Origin of the sequence: Paenibacillus sp. TAB_01, assembly GCF_043945595.1 — a bacterium.
GTDB lineage: Bacteria > Bacillota > Bacilli > Paenibacillales > NBRC-103111 > Paenibacillus_S.
The window spans coordinates 3,744,926-3,768,743 of record NZ_JBIFNP010000001.1 but is presented as its reverse complement, the minus strand read 5'-3'; the positions used below and the strand labels follow the sequence as shown (position 1 = coordinate 3,768,743).

General features: G+C 53.7%; 20 protein-coding genes and 3 pseudogenes. 21 read left to right on the top strand and 2 right to left on the bottom strand.

Annotated elements, in window-relative coordinates:
* Positions 1 to 39: 39 nt before the first annotated feature.
* From ACHHV8_RS18165 to ACHHV8_RS18145, 5 genes and pseudogenes are all read left to right on the top strand, one after another.
* Positions 40 to 1,423, top strand: a pseudogene (locus tag ACHHV8_RS18165) (FAD-dependent oxidoreductase).
* A gap of 11 nt (positions 1,424 to 1,434) precedes the next feature.
* A complete protein-coding gene (locus ACHHV8_RS18160) occupies positions 1,435 to 2,412 on the top strand; it encodes an SGNH/GDSL hydrolase family protein (RefSeq protein ID WP_395160303.1) in 978 nt (325 codons plus the stop codon).
* Between the two features lie 189 nt (positions 2,413 to 2,601).
* Positions 2,602 to 2,847 (top strand): hypothetical protein, encoded by a 246-nt coding sequence (locus tag ACHHV8_RS18155; protein ID WP_395160301.1) that lies wholly within the window; start codon positions 2,602 to 2,604, stop codon positions 2,845 to 2,847.
* Positions 2,848 to 3,267: 420 nt separating this feature from the next.
* On the top strand, positions 3,268 to 3,825 hold the full coding sequence (locus tag ACHHV8_RS18150; protein ID WP_395160299.1) for a GNAT family N-acetyltransferase: 558 nt from the start codon (positions 3,268 to 3,270) through the stop codon (positions 3,823 to 3,825).
* A 225-nt stretch (positions 3,826 to 4,050) separates the two neighbouring features.
* Positions 4,051 to 4,716 (top strand): glycoside hydrolase family protein, encoded by a 666-nt coding sequence (locus ACHHV8_RS18145; protein ID WP_395160297.1) that lies wholly within the window; start codon positions 4,051 to 4,053, stop codon positions 4,714 to 4,716.
* Positions 4,717 to 4,947: 231 nt separating this feature from the next.
* On the opposite strand, the gene ACHHV8_RS18140 is transcribed toward ACHHV8_RS18145, so the two are convergent.
* Positions 4,948 to 5,256, bottom strand: a complete 309-nt coding sequence (locus ACHHV8_RS18140; protein ID WP_395160295.1) for a hypothetical protein — start codon at positions 5,254 to 5,256, stop codon at positions 4,948 to 4,950.
* A 121-nt stretch (positions 5,257 to 5,377) separates the two neighbouring features.
* On the opposite strand from ACHHV8_RS18140, the gene ACHHV8_RS18135 reads away from it, so the two are divergent.
* The 15 genes and pseudogenes from ACHHV8_RS18135 (at position 5,378) to ACHHV8_RS18060 (ending at position 21,385) form a co-directional block, all read left to right on the top strand.
* A complete protein-coding gene (locus ACHHV8_RS18135; protein ID WP_395160293.1) occupies positions 5,378 to 5,950 on the top strand; it encodes a DJ-1/PfpI family protein in 573 nt (190 codons plus the stop codon).
* Between the two features lie 92 nt (positions 5,951 to 6,042).
* A complete protein-coding gene (locus ACHHV8_RS18130; protein WP_395160291.1) occupies positions 6,043 to 6,885 on the top strand; it encodes a prohibitin family protein in 843 nt (280 codons plus the stop codon).
* 120 nt (positions 6,886 to 7,005) lie between these two features.
* Positions 7,006 to 7,596 carry a YdeI/OmpD-associated family protein gene (locus tag ACHHV8_RS18125; protein WP_395160289.1) on the top strand — a complete coding sequence of 197 codons (591 nt, stop codon included), beginning with the start codon at positions 7,006 to 7,008 and terminating at the stop codon, positions 7,594 to 7,596.
* A 55-nt stretch (positions 7,597 to 7,651) separates the two neighbouring features.
* Positions 7,652 to 7,945: a Dabb family protein gene (locus ACHHV8_RS18120; protein ID WP_395160287.1), complete on the top strand. Its 294-nt coding sequence runs from the start codon at positions 7,652 to 7,654 to the stop codon at positions 7,943 to 7,945.
* Between the two features lie 237 nt (positions 7,946 to 8,182).
* A pseudogene (locus tag ACHHV8_RS18115) lies at positions 8,183 to 9,557 on the top strand (MATE family efflux transporter).
* A 275-nt stretch (positions 9,558 to 9,832) separates the two neighbouring features.
* A complete protein-coding gene (locus ACHHV8_RS18110; protein ID WP_395160285.1) occupies positions 9,833 to 11,017 on the top strand; it encodes an oligogalacturonate lyase family protein in 1,185 nt (394 codons plus the stop codon).
* Positions 11,018 to 11,214: 197 nt separating this feature from the next.
* Positions 11,215 to 12,918 (top strand): spore germination protein, encoded by a 1,704-nt coding sequence (locus ACHHV8_RS18105; protein WP_395163545.1) that lies wholly within the window; start codon positions 11,215 to 11,217, stop codon positions 12,916 to 12,918.
* On the top strand, positions 12,866 to 13,987 hold the full coding sequence (locus ACHHV8_RS18100; RefSeq protein WP_395160283.1) for a GerAB/ArcD/ProY family transporter: 1,122 nt from the start codon (positions 12,866 to 12,868) through the stop codon (positions 13,985 to 13,987). Before ACHHV8_RS18105 ends, ACHHV8_RS18100 begins: the two co-directional genes overlap by 53 nt.
* Positions 13,956 to 15,187: pseudogene (locus ACHHV8_RS18090) on the top strand (Ger(x)C family spore germination protein). Before ACHHV8_RS18100 ends, ACHHV8_RS18090 begins: the two are co-directional and overlap by 32 nt.
* Before the next feature lie 39 nt (positions 15,188 to 15,226).
* Positions 15,227 to 15,436, top strand: coding sequence for a CLC_0170 family protein (locus ACHHV8_RS18085; RefSeq protein ID WP_395160279.1), 210 nt, complete (start codon positions 15,227 to 15,229; stop codon positions 15,434 to 15,436).
* Positions 15,437 to 15,519: 83 nt separating this feature from the next.
* Positions 15,520 to 16,779: a WD40/YVTN/BNR-like repeat-containing protein gene (locus ACHHV8_RS18080; protein WP_395160277.1), complete on the top strand. Its 1,260-nt coding sequence runs from the start codon at positions 15,520 to 15,522 to the stop codon at positions 16,777 to 16,779.
* A 202-nt stretch (positions 16,780 to 16,981) separates the two neighbouring features.
* The gene (lplA, locus tag ACHHV8_RS18075) at positions 16,982 to 17,977 is read left to right on the top strand and encodes a lipoate--protein ligase (RefSeq protein ID WP_395160275.1); all 996 of its coding nucleotides are present in this window, start codon (positions 16,982 to 16,984) and stop codon (positions 17,975 to 17,977) included.
* A 29-nt stretch (positions 17,978 to 18,006) separates the two neighbouring features.
* Positions 18,007 to 18,753 carry an SDR family NAD(P)-dependent oxidoreductase gene (locus ACHHV8_RS18070; RefSeq protein ID WP_395160273.1) on the top strand — a complete coding sequence of 249 codons (747 nt, stop codon included), beginning with the start codon at positions 18,007 to 18,009 and terminating at the stop codon, positions 18,751 to 18,753.
* A gap of 101 nt (positions 18,754 to 18,854) precedes the next feature.
* A complete protein-coding gene (locus ACHHV8_RS18065) occupies positions 18,855 to 20,312 on the top strand; it encodes a hypothetical protein (RefSeq protein ID WP_395160271.1) in 1,458 nt (485 codons plus the stop codon).
* 161 nt (positions 20,313 to 20,473) lie between these two features.
* Positions 20,474 to 21,385: a YihY/virulence factor BrkB family protein gene (locus ACHHV8_RS18060; protein WP_395160269.1), complete on the top strand. Its 912-nt coding sequence runs from the start codon at positions 20,474 to 20,476 to the stop codon at positions 21,383 to 21,385.
* A gap of 37 nt (positions 21,386 to 21,422) precedes the next feature.
* On the opposite strand, the gene ACHHV8_RS18055 is transcribed toward ACHHV8_RS18060, so the two are convergent.
* Positions 21,423 to 21,833, bottom strand: a complete 411-nt coding sequence (locus tag ACHHV8_RS18055) for a GNAT family N-acetyltransferase (RefSeq protein ID WP_395160267.1) — start codon at positions 21,831 to 21,833, stop codon at positions 21,423 to 21,425.
* 527 nt (positions 21,834 to 22,360) lie between these two features.
* Between ACHHV8_RS18055 and ACHHV8_RS18050 the strand changes: the two genes are divergently transcribed.
* Complete coding sequence (locus tag ACHHV8_RS18050) at positions 22,361 to 23,560, top strand: MFS transporter (RefSeq protein ID WP_395160265.1); 1,200 nt, start codon at positions 22,361 to 22,363, stop codon at positions 23,558 to 23,560.
* Positions 23,561 to 23,818: the final 258 nt, after the last annotated feature.

Below are 23,818 nucleotides of genomic sequence, written 5' to 3'. Positions count from 1 at the left end.
TATCCGCAGGCCCGAGCCTCAGTCAGGAGGAGAACCGATATGAGCTTGGGTGAAGTCACGATTCCATCGGAAAAGGTTTCCGTATCTTTTGAAGCGGATGTGGTCGTTGTAGGCGGAGGAGCGGCTGGAATGGCAGCAGCGCTCAGCGCCGCTGCCAATGGAGCGAAAACGCTGCTGATCGAACAAAGAGGTTTTCTGGGCGGCATGGGAACCGTGGCGCTGGCCCGGCTTTCTGCCCGTTTACGGATAAAGAAAAGCCGATCATCCGCGGCATCGGGATGGAACTGATGGAACGGATGAAGCTGGCGTGCAACAAGGATTACCAAGAGGAATACAAACATACGCTGGACTGGGTGCCGATTGATCCGGAGGTGCTCAAGCGGGTGTATGATGACGCGGCGCTGGAGCATGGAGTTACCCTGCTCTACCATACATTCGTATACGATGTCCTGCTCTCCGAGGACAAGCGGAACATCGAAGGCATCGTCATTGTCAATAAATCCGGACGATCCGTCGTCCGCTGCCGTTATGTAATCGATGCGACCGGAGACGGCGATATCGCCGCAAAGGCAGGCGCTCCGTTCCAGAAGGGCGGCGAGCAGGGGGAGCTGCAGCCGGGCAGCATGTGCTATTTGCTGACGAACGTGAACCGCAAAAGGTTCAGCCGGTTTCTCCAGGAAACCGGCGACACGGGGCAGCTGCATAAGACCGTGGAGCGCGCCATAGAAGAAGGCGCGCTGCCGGAGGGACGCAAATCGATTTCAGGGCTCGCCTGGGTGAACGACTATTTGGTCGGCGTCAACTTCGGCCATGTGTTCGGCATCGACGGCACGAAAGCCGAGGATTTAACCCGCGGCGCCATTGAGGGCCGCAAGCTGGCCGAGCGGCAGGTGCAGTTTTTCCGCGACTACGTGCCCGGCTTCGAGCATGCGCATCTGGTCGCGAGCGGCGAGCAGGTCGGCATTCGGGAGACGCGGCGCATTCAAGGGGACTATGTGCTGACCGCCGAGGATTTCCTCGAGGCCAGGTCATTCCCTGACGATATCGGCCGCAATGCCTACTATATCGATATCCATTTAGCCGATGCGAAGGGAAAGATGACGTTTAATCATTTGCCGCCGGGGAAATCCCACGGGTCCCTTACCGCGTGCTGCTTCCGGCAGGCCTGGATAATTTGTGGGTGCCGGGGCGGGCGGCTTCCTCCGACCGAGCCGTACAAGGCTCGCTTCGGGTCATGCCGAACTGCTTTGCGATGGGACAGGCTTCCGGTTCCGCCGCCGCCTTGGCGCTGAAGGCTTCGGCAGGCTCGCGGGACATATCGGTACGGGAGCTTCAGGAGCTGCTGCTGGAGCAGGGGGCTTGGCTTGGCGAGGAGTTCAAACCGGCTGACCGTACGGGGCAGCGGGATGGAAGCGCCGTATGAGGCTGCTTCCATTGAATAAGCTGACGGAGCTCTTCCACGGCGCCGTTTCGCTTGAAGTGAAGGAAGAAGGAATCAAGCCATGGCGGATTCCTTATGCGGATTTGGAGCTGTATCCGCCCAACGGGATTGACGGTAAAGCGGCCATCTGTGCCGGAGTCCGGCTTCGGCTGCTTACGAACTCAACCGAGGTTGCGGTCGCATTCCTGCCGCTGGAGGAAGCGGCACGGATGGACCTGCTCGTAGACGGACAGCTTCACTTGACCGCAGAGCTTCAAGTAGGCGAGACGCAGGCGAACTTTCCCGCATTGCCGCAAGGGATGAAGGAGCTGGAGCTGTATCTGCCGCAAAATACCGGAATGACCGTGACCCGGCTCAGTATTGAAGACGGTGCCTTATGGCAGCCGCTGCCGGATTACCGGCCCCGCTGGGTCACGTATGGCAGCTCGATCACCCAATGCGTCGACGCTTACAGCCCTTCCCGCACTTGGCCGGCGATAGCCGCCAGGGACTGCGGCTGGAATCTGACCTGCCTCGGCTTCTCCGGCAACGCGCATCTGGAGCCTATGACGGCGAAGCTGATCCGCGACCTGCCGGCAGACCTGATTTCGCTCTGTGTCGGCATCAATGTGTATGGAGCGTCCAGCTTGAGCCCGCGCACGTTCAAGCCGCAGCTCATCGGCATGCTGCAGACGATCCGTGAGAAGCATCCGGTCACGCCGCTGATTGTAATTTCTCCGATTTATGCGGCGGAGCGCGAGCATAACGAGAACAAGCTCGGCTTCACGGTAAGCGCGATGCGCGAGGAAATCCGGGAAACCGTTGAGCTATTGCAGCGAAGAGGTGACTGCCAGCTGCATTACCGCAACGGGCTGGATTGGTTCAGTGCGGACGATGCGTCCCATCTGCCGGATGGACTCCATCCGAATGCAAACGGCTATGAGCTGATGGGGAATCGTTTTCAGCAGAGCATCGTTCAGGATGTAATGTAACTTCATACGGCTTGGCGCTGCTTACTCCTTGAGGTGCGCCAAGCCTTTTTATCGCTCAGAGCAGTGTATATTCATATTCAACCATGCGGAATCGTCTGCAGGGTTCATGAATCCTGCTGCATGGCACCCTCCCCTGATTGGACAAAATATAGAAACTACAGGCATAATAGGAGAGGGAGGTGCTTGCTCATGGATTCCAAAAAAATCGAAGAAGAGCTGATCCAAAAGCTGACCGAAGGCGAGATGCACAGCGAGGAGCCCGATGAGGCCGCCGTTAAGAAGCTTCCGTATCCGACCGAAATTCGCATTCAGGCACAGATCGACCCGGTGGTTGATGAAACCCGGAAATTTCGCCAAATGGCCCGGGAGGTCGATGACCGGTATGCCAAGTACGATTCGCTGGTCAACGAGCCGTCGAAGCAGGAAAACGACTAGTGCACTGAAAGCACGCTGATCTTATAAGGTTAAAGAGTCCGGAACGGGCTTTTTCTCAATAAACGCTAATTTTCATCCGATTCCCGGGTTTAAACGGCGGTTAAAGGAAAAGATCCTGCCGGACGGAGTATCACCCAAATCCATAGTTTCTCAACAATGCTTCAGTGGCCTCGACGCAGGTGGGGTATCTTCCGGAAGAGTTTACGTCCGCCTTTGAAATCCGTGAAAATACCTTCAAATCTAATCAAATTCACGGGTTTCAACAGCGGCTGGAGGAAGATACCCCACCGGAGTATCACCCAAATCCATAGATTCTCAACAATGCTTACCTAGCCGCAGGCTAGGTTTTTCTTCATTTTGGTAAGAAAATGACACTATAGGATCCGAATTCGGAGCAGGGCGACAGGAAGATGACAGCGGATGGATTCATTGGAGTTTCATACGACAGACGTTTGGAACGAGCAGCTGTGGAAAGCGGCGGAGCCTGTCTATACCGGGGCGTTCCCCGAGCATGGAAGGAAAAGCTTCGCGATTATCCGAAACATGTTTGACCGGGGGCTGTGTCAGCTGCACACCGCTGATGACGGCCAAGTGACTAAAGCGATGGCGCTCACGGGAATCGACAGACGGGCTTCTGCACTGCTGATCGATTATGCGGCCGTCCGGGAGGAAGAACGGAGCAGGGGGCTGGGGCGCCGTCTTATCGATTACCTCAAGTCTTGGGGTATTGCCAACGGCTGCCGGGGCATGGTGATTGAAGTCGAGGCGGACGAGACCGAGGAAAATCTTCGCAGAATCCGGTTCTGGGAGCGGTGCGGATTTATTTTGACGGAAGGCGTTCATCAATACATATGGGTTCCCGAGCCGTATCAGGCTATGGTGTTTCATCTGCAAGAGGAAAACAGACTGCCTGAGGATGGAGAGGTGCTGTTCCGGTATATTACGGATTTTCACAAGAAAGCTTACCGGTCCCGCTGATGAACCGGATCGCTGTTGAAACGCTTTCATTCCCGGGTATAATAAGGAAGTGCACATACATTTAGCGATGGATGCTTATAAGGAGGATACGGAAGATGGAAGCGCCTTTATTTCGGGATCCGATATATGACGGGGCCGCGGACCCGGTGTTGATCTGGAACCGCCAAGAGAAGCAGTGGTGGATGGTGTATACGAACCGGAGGGCGACAGCGGGAGGGCCACGTTTTGCCTGGGTGCATGGAACGGACGCTTGGGGTTGCCTCCTCGGCGGACGGCGGGAATACATGGGTTTACCGTGGGATTATCCAGGGCCTGGATTTCGAGTGGGGCCGCAATACCTTCTGGGCGCCGGAAATCATTTGGCATGACGGCCGGTATCATATGTTTGTGAGCTACATACGCGGAGTTCCCGTCGATTGGGACGGTCACGCAAGAAAAATGCTGCACTACACAAGCGAAGATTTGCTGCAATGGACGCTGCAGGATGAAATTCCATTGAGCTCTGATTGCGTAATCGATGCCTGCATTCACTGGCTTTCGGACGGCCGCTTCCGGATGTGGTACAAGGACGAGACGCATCATTCCCATACGTATGCTGCGGATAGTCATGATTTGTACCAGTGGCATGTGGTTGGGCCGATTATTACCGATGGCGCGCATGAGGGGCCTAATGTCTTTTATTTTAAGGGATGCTATTGGATGATCATCGATGAGTGGAGAGGGCAGGGGGTCTACCGGTCGGAGGATGGCGAACGTTGGGAACGCAACGGACTGATCTTGAATGAGCCGGGAACCCGGCGGGACGATGGGCACCATCGGTCTTCATGCCGATGTCGTCGTCCAGGGAGAGGAGGCCATTATTTTCTATTTTACGCATCCGGACCGGGCTGATCATCATGCGGTTCCTGCCTCTTACGCGGAACGGCGCTCTTCGATTCAGGCGGCCAAGCTTGAGGTAATCGAGGGCCGCTTGGTTTGCAGGCGTAATGAGATAGTGGAGCTGTCGCTTCAGCCGGCTGCGAACTGCTCATTAAATTGAGCTAGGGTAGCTTACAGCGGGCCGCAGCCTCGTGCTGCCTAAACGAAGCAGCGGACATCCCCCGGGATGCCCGCCTGCTATCGTTACCGTAAAGAAATGTACCCGCGCTCCTGCCGGGTGTAGATTAGGAACAGCAGAATGGCCGTCACAATATGCAGCACCATGCCGACGAAAGGAATCCAGCCGATGCAGGACGTAATGATTCCGGCGATACTGCCGTGCCTCGGCTTGTTCTCCTTGGACACCAGGAAAAGAGTAATAATATGGACGATAAGCATAACGATCAGCGGCACATACGACAGGCTTATAACAATGAGTCCGCCCACAAACGGGATGCCCAGAATCGCTTCCAAAATTGCGGTGACCAAGATCAGCGTTTTTGTATTACTCATTTTATACCCCTTTCCAGTCAACATGAACGAATTTTCTTTATTGTATCAATCCTTACCCTAACATGCGACATTTTTCTTTACCACGTTCCGGTGGATAAAGTAACAGGAGGTTTAAAGGCGGATGGGAAAAATTATTTGTTTCATCTCCGATCAGTTTGCGGATTTTGAGATTACGCTGGCCTGCCACAAGTTGAAAAATATAGGCGGCAAGGAGATAGTGATGACTGGCTATGACCGTGAGGCCGTTGTCAGTGAATCCGGCTTGACCTACAAGCCGGATTTGACTGTCAAGGAGGCCCGGCAGCTGACGGAAGTCGAAGGGCTGCTTCTGCCCGGAGGCCCGATCCGTTCCCAGCGGGTAGAGCTGACGGAGCTGATCGTGCAGCTGGACCGCGAAGGCATCCTGCTGGCCGCGGTGTGCAACGGCCCGCAGTATTTGGGAAGGGCAGGCGTGCTGGCCCGGCACTCGTTCACGACCTCCTGCGGAGTGGAGCGAATCCGTGAGTTGGGCGTAGAGGACCCGTTCCCGCGCGGGCGTTACAAGGAGGAGCGGGTGGTCACAGACGCGCACGTCATTACGGCCAAAGGCCGGGCATTCATTGATTTTTCTTTTGCCGTGATGGATTATTTGAACATTTACGGTGAGGATGTGGACGAACGAACCCGGCTGTTTCATGATATTATGAACCGATGAACAGGATACAGTTTCCCTTTGCTTCTTGAAACAAATGCGCCCGGCATACGTATGTAAAGGTAGGTAGTGAATACAGCCGGGAGGTCGATACGATGAAGACGGAAACAACCAGGAACGGCATGATCAAACCTGTAGGAAACTTTGTAAAAGCGGGCATCATCATTCTGCTGCTTGTTATTGTCGCTTGGAACAGCTTCGCCACGGTGCAGTACGGGCACGTAGGGCTTTACAAAACGTTCGGCAAACTGAACGACGACATCCTGGATCCGGGGATTCATTTGAAAATCCCGTTTATGCAAAGCGTCATTCAGGTGAACACACAGGTAACGAAAGCGGAGACCGATACCTCGGCGTCCTCCAAGGATTTGCAGCCGGTGTCCACTCATGTGGCCGTGAACTATTCCGTTAACAAGACGGCAGCGTTTCATCTGATGAATAACATTGGCGGCTCCTACGATAACGTTATTATTGGGCCTGCCATTCAGGAAATTGTAAAGGAAGTTACCGCCAAATATCCTGCGGAGGACTTGATCGCGAAGCGGGACGTCGTGGCGACGGAAGTGAGCGACCTGCTGACCAAGCGGCTGGCAAAATACGATTTAATCGTGAACGACATTAATATCGTGAACTTCAAATTCTCCGATGCGTTTAACCAGTCGATTGAAGCCAAGCAGGTTGCCCAGCAGCAGGCATTGAAGGCGGAGAACGATCTCAAGCGCGTCGAGATTGAGGCCAAGCAAAAGGTCGCTCAGGCCCAGGCGGAGGCGGAATCGCTTAAGCTGAAAAAGCAGGAAGTGACGCAGGAGCTGGTGCAGCTCAAGCAGATTGAGGTACAGGAAAAAGCATTGGAGAAATGGGACGGCCATTTGCCAACGGTAACCGGCGGAGCGACTCCGTTTATTGATCTGAATTCGCTTAGCAGCAATCAAAAATAAACGCCATATGGATAAAAGAAGCTCTCTCCCGTCTGCTCCATTCTAGCTTCGGGAGGGAGCTTTTTTGGCGGTCCTTGTTGTGGTAAAATAAGCCAAAATGATTTCCGAGGAGGGAAGTGCTTGGAAGCGAATCCGCATTTTTTCAGCAACCCGGCCGAATTTCGCTCATGGCTGGAGCGTCACCATGCTGCCGAGAAGGAGCTGTGGGTCGGTTATTATAAGAAGGGGACAGGCCTCCCCAGCATGACTTGGCCCGAGTCGGTTGATGAGGCGCTATGCTTCGGCTGGATCGACGGGATCCGCAAAAGCATCGATGGCGAAAGGTACATGATCCGCTTTACGCCCCGCAAGCCGCGCAGCATCTGGAGCGCTGTCAATATGAACCGGGTGGAGGAGCTCACGCGCGAGGGGAGGATGAAGCCCGAAGGACTTCGCGCTTACGAGGCGAGGTCGGAGGAAAGATCTGCGGTTTATTCCTTCGAGCAGAAGGAGCCCGCTGTGCTGACAGAGGCTTATGAGCGCGAGTTTCGGGCGAACGAAGCGGCCTGGGCCTTTTTCGAAGCGCAGGCGGCCTGGTACCGTAAAGCGGCGATTCATTTGGTGATGAGCGCCAAAAAAGAGGAGACGCGCTACAAAAGGCTGGCCCAGCTTATTGAAGATTCGTCGGCAGGCCGGACGGTGCCTTCTTTATCGTGGAAGAAGCGTACGTAACATGGTATAGTAGACAAGGATTGAACATAGAACATGAAATGGGGTACATAAGGCAATGATCGATCATATTGTATTGGTAAAATTCGGCGAAAGCACGACTCAGGAGCAGCTTCAGGAGGTTGTAGACCGGTTCAAGGCGCTGAAAAGCCATTTGACAGGTGTCGTGGACATTCAGGCCGGAATCGATTTCTCCGGAAAAAGCCAGGGCTACCGCGTGCTGCTGTCCGTTCGCTTCGAGGATCGGGCGTCGCTGGAAGCCTACGTGCCGAATCCGCACCATCAAGCCGTTGCAGCCTATATCCGCGAAGTCGGAAGAGAAGACAGCATCGTGGTGGATATCGAAATTTAAGGCAGGAATACACAGGCAACGACAGCCGGCTGCAGCGCAGCCCGGCTTTTTTTGGTTCCAGGATTAGCGGGACAGTAGTTCATATACGGGTGTTTCGGGAGATCATGGAGCCGGATTGAACCGCCGGAGAGAAGCCGGGCTCATTTGTTTTTTTCCTGAAATCTGGTATGATAATGTTTTGTTTACCCGCAAGTGAACGATTCGAACAAAGATCAAACTCAAAGGAATCCTACGAAGATGAATCCAACGTACTCTTATTCGCAAAAATGCAGGCAGCTGCTTGTTATTTTGCTGCCTATCCTGGTCACGCAGGTTACGATGTTTGCCATGTCGTTTTTCGATACGTTCATGTCCGGACATGCGAGCGCCACGGATCTGGCCGGTGTGGCTATAGGCGCAAGCATTTGGCTCCCGGTTCAGACGGGACTTACCGGTATTTTATTCGCAGTCACGCCGATTGTCGCCCAGCTTGTCGGAGGGAACCGCAGGGAGCACGTTGCTTACAAGGTGGTCGCAATGCGTCTATTTGGCGGCAGCGGTAGCGCTGGCGGTCATCGTGGCCGGCGGCTTTGCTTTGGACCCTATCCTGGATCGCATGCATCTGGATACGGCGGTTCGTTATACTGCCAGGGGTTTCCTTATCGCTATCTCCACAGGCATTATACCGATGTTCGTTTATTCTGTCCTTCGCAGCTTTATGGACGGTCTCGGTCAAACGCGGATGTCCATGCGCATCACACTCATCTCGCTGCCGGTAAACAGCCTGCTGAATTATGTGTTTATTTTTGGCAAATGGGGCTTTCCTCGTCTGGGCGGCATCGGCGCCGGCGTCGCCTCTGGTATTACGTATTGGTGCATTTGTATCGTTGCAATGCTTGTTATCGCACGTGTCCAGCCCTTTGCGGAATACGGTATTTTCCGCAAGCTTTACCGCTTGTCGCTGGAAGCGTGGAAAGAAGTGCTGAAGATCGGGCTGCCCATCGGATTCGCGATTTTCTTCGAAACGAGCATTTTCGCCGCCGTTACGCTCTTGATGAGCGAATACAACACCGTCACCATTGCGGCGCATCAGGCTGCGCTCAATTTTGCCTCCTTCCTCTATATGGTGCCTCTCAGCATCTCTATGGCGCTGACCATCCTGGTCGGCTACGAGGTGGGCGGCAGGCGGTTTAAGGATGCGCGCCAGTACAGTTACCTGGGGATAGGTATCGCTCTGGCGATGGCGAGCTTGTGCGCCGCAGTTCTGCTCATCTTCAACAAGCAAGTGGCGGCGATTTACACGGCGGATGTACAAGTGCTTGAGCTGGCGCAGCAGTTTCTCGTTTATGCGATATATTTCCAGCTTTCCGATGCTTTGGCGGCACCGATCCAGGGAGCGCTGCGGGGCTACAAGGACGTGAATGTCACCTTGATTGTAGCGATGGTCTCCTATTGGGTCGTCGGCCTGCCCTTGGGTTACGTGCTTGCCCATACAACCGGTTTGGGGGCATTCGGCTATTGGATCGGCTTGATTGCAGGGCTGGCGTTCGGCGCTGCAGGCTTGTTCAGCCGACTTCTGTATGTGCAGCGGAAGCGGAGCCGGCCGGATGCTTCGGCGCCCCATGCGGCTTAGCTTGCAATAGTTTCAAGGTACGGCTGTCTTCTTGAATAGAAGGCAGCTGTTTTTTTGCCGAGCAGCCGTGAGCTGTGTTTAAGCTTACTGAAACGTCAGCGGGAAAAACACCTTTACGCCGTTCCATGCCACTATCATAGACAAGAAAGTGCAATACAGGAAAAAAAGTGCTACACGCGCCGCGCCGCTTTGCAAAAAAGTCCCGTTGCCTGACAGGCGGCTATCCGTTACGCTACGTTGGAAGGGTTTACATTTGAAGAATGGGGTGGACGAGGATGGCTTCAGCCAAAGGAAAGGTATGGCATGCCGAATGGCAGATCACGAAGGATTTGATTACGGGGCGGCCGATGCGTCAGCTGACGAATTATTTGGCGCATAGCTTTCATCTGTATTTCACGAATAACGGCTGGTATGGGCAGGGAAGCAAGCTGCTTTTCGGCTCAGATCGTGGCAATGCCACCAACCTGTACAGCCTGGATTTGAGCAGCGGCGAAATCACTCAATTAACCGACTATACAGGCAGCAAAGCCGTCATCCAGCAGGCTTATATTAGCCCTGACGAGCAGCGAGCTTATATTACATTTAATAATGAAATCATAGCGATCGATTTACAGACGTTAGAGGAGCGGACGATCTACCGGGCTCCGCAAGGCTATGTGCTGGGCAATTTAAGCTGTACGGCCGACAACGCCTGGATTTGCGCCTGCCTGAAGGAGGATTTGTCCGACCGGATCCCTACGTCGCTTGGCGCAGGATACATAGGCTTCGAGGAAACGGCCCGGGCCAAGCCGCACTGCCGGATTCTGCAGATCGCAGCCGACGGCGGAGAAGTCAAGGTTCTCCATGAGGACAAGGTATGGATCGGACATGTGAATACTTCACCGACGCAGCGGCACCTGCTGACCTTTTGCCATGAAGGGCCGTGGGATCTTGTAGACCATCGGATTTGGTGCATGAATATCGATACGGGAGAGGTATGGAAAATCCGCGATTCCGAGGACGATGTTTTTGTAGGCCATGAGTATTGGCATGCCGACGGTATTCGGATCGGGTATCATGGTTACACCGGCTCTCTCGAAAACAAAGACGGCAAGTTTATCGGTTCCATCCGTTACGATAATTCCGATAAGCAGGAATACGCCTTTCCGTTTCAAAACATGCACATTCATTCCAACGATACCTGCCTGATTGTGGGGGACGGACAGCAGACCAGCGCTTATCACGGGGATCAGTACCAGGATACGATCTGTTTATGGAAGCAGACGGACGATGGCCTGGCAGGGCCGCGTATTTTGTGCAGACACCGGGGCAGCTTTCAGTCCCAGAAAATTCATGTGCATCCGCGCTTCAGTCCGGACGGGACACAGGTTTTGTTTACCAGCGATTTGAACGGATACGGCAATCTTTATCTGGTTGATGTTCCCGAATTTGAAACGCTGCCGGAACAGCCTGACAATTAAAAATAAGCTATTGCGCCGAAGAGAAGGAGAAGGGGACACCCTTCTCTTTTTGCTGTGTCTTGGCATGGGGACTTCCATATTTATTGCCCCATTCCATGTTTTACATAAGGAATCGGGCTTCAGGCTATACTAAGTAAAAATTTGGACCGCATGATGCGATGTAATTGGAGGTGGACGCTTTGTTTTTCTGGCAGAAAATGAAGTACGGCAAATCGCACAGCTTCTCCTCTTCGAGAGTCAATGGGCAGCAGACGAAGAACTCCGGGCACTCGGGAGATCTGTCGGAAGATAATCAGCAACGCTTCACCGGCAATCTGCAGGACATGGCGCAATTGTTGGAACATACGCTGGGCTCCAATGAAGATTTCAAGCTTCGTTGGTTCGACGCCCTCGGCAAATATAAAGCAATCATGGTCTATTTATCGAGCATGATCGATCCGAACATCGTCAATAACGATATTTTAAAGCCGCTGATGCATCCGCCCGCCCGTTTTGAGGAAGCAGCTATGTCTCCGGAACAGCTCAAAAGCGTACTGCTCCACGATGTGCTGTATCACTGTAAGGGCGAGCTTGACAGCGATTTTGACAAGCTTTTGGAGTCTCTGTTAAGAGGCTATACGCTGGTATTTATGGAAGGGATGGAAGAAGGCTTCGTCTTCCCGGCCTGCAATATCGCTATGCGCAGCATTACCCAACCGGAGACGGAGCAGGTGATCCGAGGTCCTCGGGAAGGGTTTATCGAAAATCTGGAAACGAACATTGCCCTGATTCGTTACCGTCTTCCGACACCTGCTTTCCGGATCAAAAGCATGAAGCTCGGCCGGATAACCCGCTCCAAGGTGGCGGTATGTTATTTGGACGGGATTGCGAACCAGGAGCTGGTGGAAGAGGTTATCAGCCGGCTGTCCGGCATTGATATCGACGGTATTCTTGATGTCGGTTATTTGGAGCAGTATATCGAGGATAATCATTTTACTCCTTTTCCGCAGATTCAGAATACGGAACGGCCGGACAAAGCAGTGGCGAGCATGCTCGAAGGCAGGGTCATTATTCTCGTCGACGGCTCGCCGTTTGCGCTTGTGGCTCCGAGCGTATTCAGCCAATTTTATCAGACGACAGAAGACTATTCCGAAAGATTTGTCATGGTTAGCTTCATTCGGCTGGCACGGCTGCTCGCCCTGGCGTTTTCCTTGATTACGCCATCTCTGTACGTAGCGATCATTTCATTCAACCCCGAGCTGATTCCTACGGAGTTTGCCGTTGCTGTAGCTGGAGGGAGAGCCGGTGTTCCGTTTCCTTCCGTTGTTGAAGTGCTGATTATGGAAGCCTCGATGGAGGTGCTGCGGGAAGCGACTCTGCGTCTGCCTCAACAAATCGGCGGGGCGCTCTCCATTGTAGGTGTGCTCGTCATCGGTACCGCCGCGGTGGCAGCGGGATTTGTCAGCCCGATTACCGTTGTCGTGATCGCCTTGACCACGATCGGCTCGTTTGCGACGCCGGCCTACAACGCTGCGCTGGCTCTGCGTCTGCTGCGCTTTCCGCTCGTTTTTGCCGCGGGGATGTTCGGGCTGTACGGGGTGATGGCCGGCTTGATTCTGATCGCCAACCATATGCTGTCCCTGCGTTCCTTCGGCGTTCCTTACTTAAGTCCGGTGGTTCCTGGAAATTTCCAGGGGATGAAGGATACGGTCATGCGCGCGCCCCTGTCATCAATGAAAAAAAGACCCTCCATGCTGCATACGCCGAATGCGCAGCGTGTAGGGGATAAGGTCGCTCAGAAGATGCAAAATCCAACGCACAATACTTTGGATCCGTTAAAAGTTGGAAATGAGAAATGGGGGAAGCCGGGTGGAATATCCACGTCAGATAACGATGATACAAGCGACGGCGGTTCTGATTAGTACCATTATCGGCGTAGGGGTGCTGCCCCTGCCGTTATTTGCCGTTCGTGCCGGGGGTACCGGAGCGCCTCTCGTTACGGTTCTCGGCATTCTCATCGCCTCGGTCGGGCTATGGACGATTACGAAGCTGGGCATGCGGTTTCCGAATCAATCCATTATCCAATACAGCGAAGAGATTATAGGCAAATGGCTTGCTTGGGTCGGCTGTGTGATGATCATCATCTTCTTCTCTTTGCTGACCTCGCTTGCCGCGCGGGAGTTCGGGGAGGTTGTTATCACGACCGTGCTGAAGCGGACGCCGCTTGAAATTACGGTTATCGTTATGCTGCTGCTGGCCACCTTCTCATCACGCAACAATATGACGACGTTTGCCTACATTCATAACTTCTATTTACCGCTGCTTGTCTTTCCGGCCATTCTGATCGTGGCTCTATCTTTGAAAAATGCGGATGTCATCAACCTGCTGCCGGTCACGGGCAACGACCATCATCAGATGCTGCCCGGCATTCTGACTATCGCCGGTTTGTTCCAGGGTACCTTCGTGTACACCATCGTCATTCCGGCCATGCGGCGTCCGGATCGGGCAATGATGGCCAGCTTCTGGGGAATGCTGATCGGAGGAGGCCTCTACCTGTCCATTGTAGTCGCGGCTTTGGGCGTATTCGGCCCGGAGGAAACGAAGCTGCTGCTGTGGCCGACCTTGGAGCTCGCCAAAACGACGACGCTCCCCGGCAATATTCTGGAGCGGCTCGATGCGGCTTTTCTTGCCGTATGGGTGACGGCGGTGTTTACCACTCTGTTTTCAAGCTACTATTTCACGATTCGCGCGATCAGCAAGCTGTTCCGGTTAAGGGACCATAAGATGCTTTCCTTGTTCATCCTGCCTTACCTGTTCGTTTTGGCGATGCTGCCGCAAAATATTATTCACATGTATCAAATTATCGAGTGGGTGAGCCGTGCCGGATTGGTCATAACTATAGGTTATCCTTTAATACTTCTGCTGATTGCTGTGGCTCGGAAGAAAAGGAGAGAACTGGATGATTCCAAAGCTACGGAGCAAGAAGATTAGCGTCCTTCTGATGTTTTCGTTCGTCCTGCCTCTGCTGACAGGCTGCTGGGATCGGCTGGAGATCGAAGAGAGAGCCGTCGTGTTGGGTGTCGGCATCGATAAGGCGGAACAGGCATTGCCTAAGCCGAGCGAAGCGATCTCCCATCCTGCCGACAAGAAATTGAACATAACGAAAGCCGGTCTTATTAAAGTATCGGCGCAGATTGCCGTCCCGGGACGCATTCCGCTCGGACCCGGGGAAGGCGGGGGCGGCGGCGGCGGACAAAAGACAATCTGGGTTGTGGAAGCGACCGGGTATACCGTTGCGGATGCGTTCAATGTGCTCCAGCAGCGGGTATCCCGTCCTCTTTTTTCGGTCATCTGCGCATTATTGTCGTATCGGAGAAGGTAGCTAAGAAAGGGATCGAGAACCTTAACGATTATTTTCGCAGGAATCCTGAGGTTCGGCGGACGAACTGGATGGTGATCTGCAAGGGAGAGGCAACGGCCATCATGCATGCTTCGCCGCAGCTGGAGCGTGTGCCTACTTTGTATTTAATGACGACGATGGATCAAGCTGTAAAAATGGGTAGATTCCCGAATGATTTCCTTGGGGTATTCTGGAATGCCAGCTCAGCCAAAGGGAAGGAAGGCTATCTTCCCTATATGGAAATGATGGAAAACGACAATGTGCAAATCAGCGGGCTGGCGATGTTCCGGGGGGACAGGATGGTTATGACGACCACCCCACGGGAAATTATTCACTATATGGGCATTATGGGAATGCGTGAGGGCGGCGGCGAGGCTTATGCCAAGCTGGAGGGGAGGAAGGAATACTTCATGTTTCAAAGCCGGACCCGCCAATCGATGTTCAAGGTCAGTCTCCAAAACGGCAAGCCATACATCAAAGTGACTACCATCATTGAAGGAAATCTGCTCAGCAAAAGCAGCGAATCCATTTCACTGAAAAGCGATGTGATTCGCGCGGTGGAGGTGCAGCTGGAAAAACAGGCGGCCGAGGGCTACCGCAATCTGATCGCCAAAACGCAATCGGCGAATTCGGATATTTTCGGCTTCGGCGAGTATATTCGGGCGAAGCAGCCGTCCTATTGGAACGCCAACATACAGACCTCTGAAAAATGGAGAGAACATTACAAGGAGCTGAAAATCGACGTAAAAGTCGACGTTCATATCCGCCGCGTAGGGATGAAAGCAACCTGATGATTTCTTTGCAGAAGAGTCCGTTAGGAGATGATGGCATTGTATACAGGGATTATTGTCAGCTATATGAATTTCATCCTGTTCCTGCTGCTGCTTTCGGGCTGGTTTATTCTGCAGTTTGATGTGATGCGGTATAAGAGGAGGGGGATGGATAGGGAGTTCAAGGCTTCAAAATGGCTTGCCTGGTTTAATTTAATCATAGGCATAGTGGGGATTCTGGGCAATTGGTTCTATCACAAATTATTATGATCGCAAGTTATTTGCAACATTAAGGTCTTCTGCGTCGTCTATTTTAGAAGACACTCAAAAAGAACAGCTGGGAGTGAATGAAAATGAAATGGTTAGGGAAACAACCTCTGGTTGTGTTATTTCTAGTGATGATATTGAGTATTGCTGCAGGCTGCAGCTCGTCGGCACCAAGCAGCGCCAATTCGGCTCAGCCCCCGGCATCGGGGACAGAGGGTACAGGCAATTCCGGTAATACAGGCACAACGCAGCCCGGTGAGACCGGCTCGAAAGGGACGGGCTCCGATGCTTCTTCGGTTAATCCGAAGCCTTCGACCCCGGATAAGCCGGTGTCGGAAAGCGGAGCCATGACTAACCTGACGGCGGTACGGCTTATCGATCCTTCGGCAGGCTGGGTTGGCGGAAACGGCTGGATCGCCCGTACGGACGATGGCGGCAAGCAATGGAAGATGCAGTACAGCGGAAAAGACGGCATCGCGCAGATTTTTGCGCTAAACGGTCAAGATGCTTGGGCCAGCGCTGTGAAGGCGGACGACGCCTCCAAACGGGAGCTGCTCCAAACGTCGGACGGCGGAGCGCACTGGTCGGTCGTCGGACCGCTGCCTAACGCCGGCTTCATTCATTTCATGTCGAAGCAGGAGGGCTTCTCCGCAAACGCCTATACGACGGACGGCGGTAAAAGCTGGACTACGTTCGGTTTGCCGGAGCATGTGGTAGGCGATGCGTATTTCCATGACAAGTCCAACGGCTGGATCGTGACGGCGGAGGACAAAAAGATTTATGTGAAACGGACCACCGATGGAGGTAAAAGCTGGAATACGGTTCTGACCCGCGATACGGAAGCGTTCCTCAACGGGACGGTCATCCGGTCGGCGGGGGCGCAGGACGCTTGGGTGGAATTGATCGGCGACTCGGGGATGTCGCAAACCTCCTATTCGTTGTTCCATACGGCGGACGGGGGCAAGAACTGGCAGCCCGTACTAGCCAATTCAACGGCTGGCGCAGGCCCCGCACCGGGCTTCCCGGCCAATTATGCCGGAAACAAGAATGAAGGATCCAAGCCGGGCGATTTGTATGTTGTGGATCCGAAGGTCGCATTTATGGGCGGATATTGCCCGGCATGCGACAATCCGAACACCGTCGGTTCAACGCCGGACGGCGGCAAAACGTGGGTGAACGGGAAGCAGCAGCTGCCCGGCTCCAGCGGAGCCATGCTTGCCATGAGCGACGCGAAGCAAGGATGGCTGATCACCAAGGATGCGACCAAGCCTTCCGTGATGTATACGACATCGGACGGAGGGCAGAATTGGACGGCGGTCCACACCTTCGATCAGCCGAAGTCGTAAGCCGGCGGCTGCCGCGCGGCGGCCAGAGCCTCAGCCTCGCCCCTCTCGTTATCGGAGGGCGCGGGGCTGTTTCTTTTTCCAGCCGAAACGGCGTTTTTGTCCGCTTTGTTAAAGCGGTATTTTATGGTACCCTTGTCTTGTTGCGTCTTCGCGATAGTGTATGAAAAGGAAGAGAAGAAGACGATCAGGAGGAGAAGAGCCTATGCTGTTTATCGATAATGGGGGCATGACCGATCCCGCGGTTAATTTGGCGCTGGAGGAGTTTGCCTTAAGGCAGCTGCCCGCTGAAAACGATTATTTGCTTTTTTACATTAATGAACCGTCGATTATTATCGGCAAGAATCAAAATACCGTTCAGGAAATCAATGCCGAATACGTGCAGCAGCACGGGCTTCATGTCGTTAGAAGACTATCGGGCGGGGGCGCGGTGTACCATGATTTGGGCAACCTGAATTTCAGCTTCATTACCCGGGATGACGGCAAATCCTTTCATAATTACCGCAAATTTACGGAGCCTGTGGTCCGCGCGTTGAAGGAGCTCGGCGTGGATGCGGAGCTGACGGGCCGCAACGATATTCAAGTCGGCGAGCGCAAAATTTCAGGGAACGCCCAGTTTTCTACGAAGGGCCGGATGTTTAGCCACGGCACGCTGATGTTTGCGTCCGAAATCGATAATGTCGTCTCGGCGCTGAAGGTGAATCCCGAGAAATTTAAAACAAAAGCGACCCCGTCCATTCGCAGCCGCGTAGCCAATATATCCGAGTTTATCCGCGAGCCGATGGATATCGTTCAGTTCAGAAGCAAGCTGCTCGAATCGATCTATGGCGGATCGCGTATCGAGAGGTATGAGCTGACACAGGAAGACTGGGCTGCGGTTGAGCAGCTGGCGGACGAGCGTTACCGGAACTGGGACTGGAATTTCGGCCGGTCGCCGGCCTTTAATGTGCGTCAGATGAAGCGTCTTGGCGCGGGTACGTTCGATGTGCAGCTGTTTGTGGAGGAGGGCTATATCCGAAGCCTGAGCATTTACGGCGATTTCTTCGGCTTGGGCGAGGTGAAGGAGCTGACGGACAAGCTGACCGGCGTCCGCTTTGACGCCGTTTCGGTTGCCGAGGCTCTGGAGGGGATCGATTTGACCTATTATTTCGGACCGGTCACGATGGAAGAGTGGCTGGAGCTGCTGTTTCACAGCGCGTAACCATCAGAACCGGCAAGGAGGAGACCGAATTGAGATTTGAAAATCAAGTCGTTTTGGTGACCGGTGCGGCAAGAGGGATCGGGCAGGCTGTAGCTGCGGCATACGCCAAGGAAGGGGCGAAGCTGCTTTTGCTGGACAAGGACGGGGAGGCGCTCGCCCAATCCGCCGGGAAGCTGCGGCAGACCGGTGCTGAAGTCAGCCACTACATAGTCAACTTAAGCAAGCCGGAGGAAATTGCAGCCTGCTTTCAGCAAATCAAGGAAAGCTGGGGCCGTCTGGATATTTTGATTAACAACGCAGGCTTCGGGATCGGCAAATCTCCGTATGATTTGACCGTGGAGGAATGGGACGATGTGCTCGGCACGAATCTTCGGGGCACCTTTCTATGCTCCAGGGAGGCTGCGCTGCTGATGCGGACGCATGGGGGAGGCTCGATTGTCAACCTGGCTTCTACCCGCGCGTTTATGTCCGAGCCGAATACGGAAGCGTACGCCGCTTCCAAAGGAGGCGTTATTGCGCTGACGCACGCGCTGGCGGTTTCCTTCGGTCCCGACCGGATCCGGGTAAATGCCGTCAGCCCGGGCTGGATCGAGACGGGAGACTACGCCAAGCTGAAGCCGAGCGATCATGCGCAGCATCCAGCCGGAAGGGTAGGCCGGCCGGACGATATAGCCAGGGCGTGCCTCTATTTGACCCATCCGGATAATGATTTTATAACCGGCACCAATCTGATGATCGACGGCGGGATGACCCGTAAAATGATTTATGAAGAATAGGTCCAAGTAACAGACCGATCCAATAAAGCGAGCGACGGCTGCAACCTTTTTCTGCATAGAGCGTCTGTATGGAAAGGAAATACAGCTAGGAGGCGCTGCTATTGAGAAAAATCGCCATGTCGGCCCTTGTTGCCGCAGGAGTGCTCGGTCTCGGGTTTCCTGTGACGGGCCATGCCGGAGCTTATCAGGTTGAAGTAACTTTACCCGCGTATCAAGTGGATCTCAACCATTATTCGCCGCTGATTGAGCCGAATCCCTACCCGCCCATTGTGTACAAGGGCATTACCTACATCCCTATGACATGGGACAACTGCCAGAGACTTCAGCTTGCGCTGAATTGGCAGGAAGGGGAGGGCTTATCGATCCGGCAGCAGCCGAATGCGCAGGCGCCGCTCGTCGGACCGGAATCCGGCGAGAAGGTTAATGACCTTAATCAAACGTACCGTGCCCGGATTGCGGATTACCCGATTACGGTGAACGGCAAGCCGATTGATAACGCACGGGAGGAATATCCCGTTCTTTCTTTCAGGGATATTCCTTACTTCCCGTTAACCTGGCGCTTCACCCGTGAAGAATTTCAGTGGGCGACGGCGTGGAGCCCGGAGAACGGATACAGCGTCGTGTCCGGAAACCATGCCTCATATGATATCGGCGGGATCGTGGCGGACGACAAGTCGAGTTTATACGTAAGCACTCATCTGTATGGAACCGTCCGGTTGAATAAATCGCTGGCCGGGACGCTATCGAGCGTGCCCCCTGAGCCGAACGGCGAACTTGTCAAGCCGGACCCGGCCAAAGGGCTGTGGAGCATGGAGGGGCATCCGGAGGCGCTGATCCGGCAAACCCGAATCGAAGAGGATGCTGTCCTGTTGGAGGGGACGCAGCTGCTGTCCATCAAAGAGCTGCTGAACGAGGCGAACCGCAATCCATCCGGAAAAGTTTATACAGCTGAGGATGTCCAGCTTGAGGATACGGTGATTCCGCTGGGACACTCCCGGCTGATCCAAGTCGAGACCTCGCTGCCGGGACTGAGCTCCATACTTTTGCTAGAGCACGAAGGAAAGGTACAGGAGCTCGACCGCAATCATCAGGTTTACCGGATGATTCCGGCGGGGGCTGGACGGTATTGGATATCCAGCGCTTATGCCCAGAGTGAAACCCATACCTACTATTCCCGCCATGAGCAGCATCTGTGGCTTGTGGATGAGACGGGGAATGCAGGTTCTATGAACGGAACGCTGGGCGGAGTGCCGATGATTCGAGTGCTGACGGGCCTGCAGGATGGCTCCGTGCTTGTTCTTGCTTCGGACAATGACTGGGCTGAAACCGCTGCGGATATTTACCGGATACAACCGAACGGCAAAGCCGAGAAGCTGTTCAGCGCGCTCCGCGGTCCGATTTATGCTGATGCTGCGGGAGAAATCTATCAGCTGTCTTCGGAGAACGATCGGATTACGAAGCTTTCAAACGGAGACAGCGTAGTGCTGACGGACCGGATGCTATTCTTGACGGCGCATGGCGAGCCCCAGCAGGTATCGCCGAGGCAGTCCGGCAGCTGAACGAATTATTAATGCCATTAATCAATAGGGACGACGTCAAATCCTCATTGACATAACGCCGCGACTCGGCGTTCCGGCTTGAACCTAAGACGCTTTCGTCCGATTCAACCTTCCTCCCGAGGGTAATAAATACTAATTTCGTACGCGGAGGAGGAAGGAGAATGAGTCCAAAATTCAAGCTTGGCCGGTTCGTTCAATGTTTGATTTATCGTTTTCGGGATGACGAGGTTCCTGCACTAGGGGCTCAGCTCACGTACTATTTGATTCTGGCCTTTTTCCCGTTTCTGATTTTTCTGGTGAGTATACTAGGGTTTATTTCTTTATCGGGGGATGAATTTATCCGCGAATGGCTTGGCGTGCTCCCGCAGGATACGAGTGACGTCATAACGAAAATCATGTCCGAGGTTTCCGGCGACCGCAGCCAGGCGCTGCTGTCATTCGGAATGCTCGCGACCCTGTGGGCCGCTTCCAACGGCATCAATGCGGTGATTAAAGGACTGAATAAGGCGTACGACGAGGAGGAGGATCGCCCGTTTTGGAAGGTGCGGGGCCTTTCCTTGCTGGCGACCGTAGTGCTTGCCGCCGTCATTGGCCTGCTGATGCTGATGCTTGTCTTCGGGAAGGCGATGGGGACGTACATCTTTGAATGGATGGGCTTTCCGTCAGGCTTTAACCTGATCTGGAGCATTGTCAAATATATCGTGCCTGTCCTGGCGCTGCTGGCCGTGTTCATGCTGCTGTACCGGATGACGCCGAACCGGAAGCTCACCTTCCGCGAGGTATTTCCCGGCGCCGCGTTTACGACGGTCGGGTGGATCATCGCGTCCTTGCTGTTCTCGTTTTATGTGAATCATTTTTCGAACTATACCAAAACCTACGGCAGTCTGGGCGGTATCATCGTGCTGCTGCTCTGGATGTACATGAGCTCCATTCTGATCCTGCTGGGCGGAGAAATGAACGCCACCTTAGCTTTTGACAAGGAAGGCAGGGAGAAGAAGCCGGATCCGAAGAAATACGGTCTTGTGCTTCCGTTCCTTCATCGGAAGAACGCGTCCCACCGGACCGTCGAATAATAACGGCGGCAGGAAACATGTTTGCCCCGGCGGGAGGCTATTCCGTAAGGCATGCCTGCATAATGACATAAGAAACGCCGTCTTTCTCAAAGGCTTCACCGCTTGCAGCAAGTCCGAATTTGTTATAAAAGCCTGCTTTCTCGGCCCGGGCGTTGCACCAGATCTGGTCGGCGCCTTGCAGCCGGGCTTCCTCAAACACATGGCGGAGCAGCTTGCTGCCGCAGCCTTTACCCTGTTCCTGCTGCAGTGTCGCGAACTTGCGAAACTGAGCCCTGCGGCCATCGATGAATAATGACACCACAGAAACTAAACGATTTTCGATGAACAGCCCCCAGTGGCTTCCCCGATCGTCATCCTTCAATTTTACATAATCCGGCGGTTTGTCCGGCCACATGACCTGATGACGGATAGTCCAGGCGGCTTCCGGAGAAATGGCCCCGATCTTCATTCGCATCGCATCCTTTCTTGTTCTGAAAACATAAGCATAGCCCGGCAGCCTGCAAAAGTCCACCTTTCAACATGCTTTTACATTCGCTGTAAAACCGTGTCAATAAATCATAGAAAAGTTCATTTTATGCGGTTGCCCGGGAAATAGGCTTTATTTATTTCCTAGGCAAACGGCCGTCTGTCAGTCTTGTATAGATAGAGCAAGCCCGGGAACGTCTGCCGATGGACCCGCACGCAGCCACACAATCACAAAGTCGGACTCCGAAAGCGGTTGTTCCGGCATCAGCTTACTTCGCATAGGAGGCAGAAAGAGGATTCCAGCGAAATTGGGACCGGGCACATTTATTATTCAAATGATATCTATGGGATGGCGTGTCGCTTTCGTCTACGGTATTTGGCTTGCGGTCAAGTAGCTGAGAAAATAAGGGATTGTCATAAAACGTTTCAAGTGAAATAATGGAGATGAGCTGCATTGCCGAACGTCGCTAGGCTCTATCATATGCCGTGGCAGAAAGGCGGTACCTACGGATGCGAAACAAGAATGTCGTGATTCTTGCATTATTTTACGCATGTATTTTTATGAGCACGGGTTCATTCTCCTCCTACATCGGCGTTTATTTTACGGAGGCGGGAATCGGCAACACCGAGATCGGGATCTTAACCTCTATCGGCGCCGTCTTAGGGATTGTCGCCCAGCCGATGTGGGGGCTTGCCGGGGACCGGTCGAAAACGAAAAACCGGATATTGATGCTGTGTACGCTTTTGTCCGCACTGACGGTTTGGCTGGTGCCTTGGGCGGGAACCGCTTTCATCCCAGGGCTGTTGGCTATGGCCGTCTTCAGCGTGTTTCAGCTTGCGATCAATCCTCTGAGCGATGCGATCACGCTGGAGCTGTCGACCAGAGGCGTGGTGCGCTTTTCATCCATCCGGACCTTCGGGTCCGTCGGCTACGCTTTTATCTCGATTGCCGCCGGCTGGCTCTTTGCCAGGCATATCGACACGATCTTTTTGGTCACATCGGTCATCATGATGGCCTGTTTTTTTCTGTCGCTGGGGATACCTCCGGTGGAGGGACATCAGAGCGGAGGCAGCAAGAAGGTGCGGCTGACCGAAATATTCAAAAGCAAGCAGCTCGTCGTGCTCTATATCTACACGCTGGTTTTGTCGACAACGATGGGCTTCTTATGGGCGTTCCAAGCCATCTACAGCAAAGAGCAGGGCATCAGCATGGAAGTGATCGGCATCGGTCTCGCCGTCGGGTCGTTCAGCCAGTTTCCGTTTATGATCTTTTTTCAAAAGTTTTATAACCGGTTTGGCATCCGCCGTATCTTATTATTCTCCGGTATCATTCATACGCTGCGCTGGTGCCTGTACGCGTTCGCCTTGACACCGTTCACGTATATACTGAGCTGGGTGCTGCACGGCGGGACGTACATCTTGTTCTATATGTGCTTGGCGGAATACGTCAACAAGCATGTGGTCAAGGAGCTGCGTGCAACGGGACAGATGCTCAATTCCATGATCCAGTTAAGTGTAGGCAAAATTATCGGCGGCATGTTCGGCGGCTTGTATGTGGCCCGGTTCGGCTTTCACAGCGCTTTCCTGCTGCTGGCAGCCATCGGATTGGCCTCGACGGTCGGCTTCTATATCGTGAGCCGGATATTTCAAGTGTTCTCGGAAACGAAGAAGAGCCCGCTGGAGGGCAGTCCGCTCGAAAGCGCGAATTAACTAGCGCTCATATGTTAAGAAGGCTAATGTTTTACAGCATAAAATGACAGCCGAAGGCTGCGCTGAACACATAAGAAGCACACCGTTGACACGGCATCGGCCAAGGGAAAAACGGTGTGCTTCGCTATGCTTTCACACCCTGTGCGGGAGGGCGAAATGACGGGAAGAAGGTTACATTTTTTGTAACAAATTCGCGCTTAAGATATGTTAAATTGTTGTTATCAATCAAACACATGTGACGTACGAAATGCAGCTAGC